The organism is Kitasatospora sp. NPDC049285 (assembly GCF_040678815.1).
Taxonomy (GTDB): Bacteria; Actinomycetota; Actinomycetes; order Streptomycetales; family Streptomycetaceae; genus Kitasatospora.
Genome location: NZ_JBFAQR010000142.1, coordinates 1 through 1,660 on the forward strand (window position 1 = coordinate 1; position 1,660 = coordinate 1,660).

Annotated in this window: 1 pseudogene; it reads right to left on the reverse strand. The window is 71.0% G+C overall.

The window, feature by feature from the left end:
• Positions 1-1,660 (reverse strand): annotated as a pseudogene (locus tag AB0K51_RS34775) (hypothetical protein); the annotation flags it as partial.

Here is a 1,660-nt window from a genome sequence, read left to right on the forward strand (position 1 = left end):
GTCGAAAGGGGTCACGTCGCCCTCGGGTGTGAAGCGGGCGCCTTCCGTGCGGGACCACTCCACGACCCGGTGGCCGTCCGCGCCGGCCAACCGCGGGTACCAGCCGGGGAAGGGCTCGCCCGCCGGGTGGCCAGCCGGCGCCCCCGGCACAGTCAACTTCACGCCGAACACGTTCCGGCTGCCGGGCTGGAAGGGCCCCTTGCTCTCGGTCCTCTGACCGAGGGTGGGGTCGAACCACTGGCCATCGGTGTTGGTGAACTTGACCTTGTCGCCGGTGCGCTCGCCCCACAGTGCCTTTTTCGCGAACAGGTTACGGCGCTCACCCCTCGGCAGTTTGAATTCCTTGCCGTTGACGTTGACGCTGGTCGCGCCGGCGGTGGCGTAGAAGAGTTCCGGGACGCGTTCGCGGAAGGTCTGCGGGCCGGTCGGGGCCGGTGGGTAGGTGAACGGCCGCTCGGCCTTCTCCGTCGCGAGCCGGAACTTGTACACCTCGGTCGGCTCGTCGTACGGGGTCACGTCGCCTTCGGGTGTGAAGCGGGCGCCTGTCGTGCGGGACCACTCCACGACCCGGTGGCCGTCCGCGCCGGCCAACCGCGCGTACCAGCCGGGGAAGGGCGCACCCGCCGGGTGATCGGCCGGCGCCCCCGGCACGGTCATCGTCACGCCGAACACCATGATGGTCTTGCCGGCCGGCCGGAGCTGCTGCGTCGCGGGCACGTCGAGGGGTTCCTCGAACCACTCGCCGTCGGGGTTGGTGAACCTGACCTTGCTGCCGACCAGCTCGCCCTTCAGCGGCTGGTGCGCGAACCGGGCATGCTCGGCCTCCGAACCCGGCAGCCAGAATTGCCTGTCGTTGACGGTGACCGCGTTCTTGGTGGCGGCCGCGTAGAAGGCCTTCGGGATACGTCCGAGGAAGGCGACCGCGGTGGTCCCGTCCGTGCGTCTGGCCCCGACGGTCGCGGGCGCGGACAGGAGTGCCGGCGTGGGGTCCGGGTTCGGGTCCTGGCCCGGGTGCCCGCGGTCGTCGCCGGCGTCCGCGCCTGCGTCCGTGTCGATGTCCATCGCCTGGCTGTGCCGTTCCGGCGTGGGGGGTCGGGACTCGTCCGTTTCGGGTCGGGTGGCGGGCGTGGGTCGGGTGGGGGTGGTGGCGTCGTAGTGGCCGGGGGAGTGGACCACGACGGTGTAGTTCTGTTCGGTGGCGAGGTGGGCTGCTTGGTCGGGTGTGGGGTAGGTGCTGGAGCCGTCGGGGTGGATCGCGGTGACGCGGCCGCTGACCTGGTCGGCGATCAGCAGTCCGGGCCCGAAGTGACCGGCGTAGAGCACGGGAGCGGCGCTGCCGACGGCGTTGTTCCACTGTCCGTGGGCGGTGACGCTGCCCAGGGCGGTGTTCCAGGCCACAGGGTGGTCGTCTTCGCCGTCGAGGAGGGAGTCGCGGAACCCGGCTTCGGGGCGGGTGAGGGTGGGGTCGAGGCTGTCGGGCCGGTCCGGCCGACCGGGGTCCGCCGCGTCGTCGTACGGCAGGTACACGCCGTTGTATGTCAGGTACACGCCATCGTCGTTCGTCGGGTATGCGTTGTAGTCGAGTTCCTCGTCATGGTGGGGTTCGAGGGTGTCGGCCTGTGGCATCGGCTGGTCGCGGGGGTCGGTGTCGTCCGGGGCT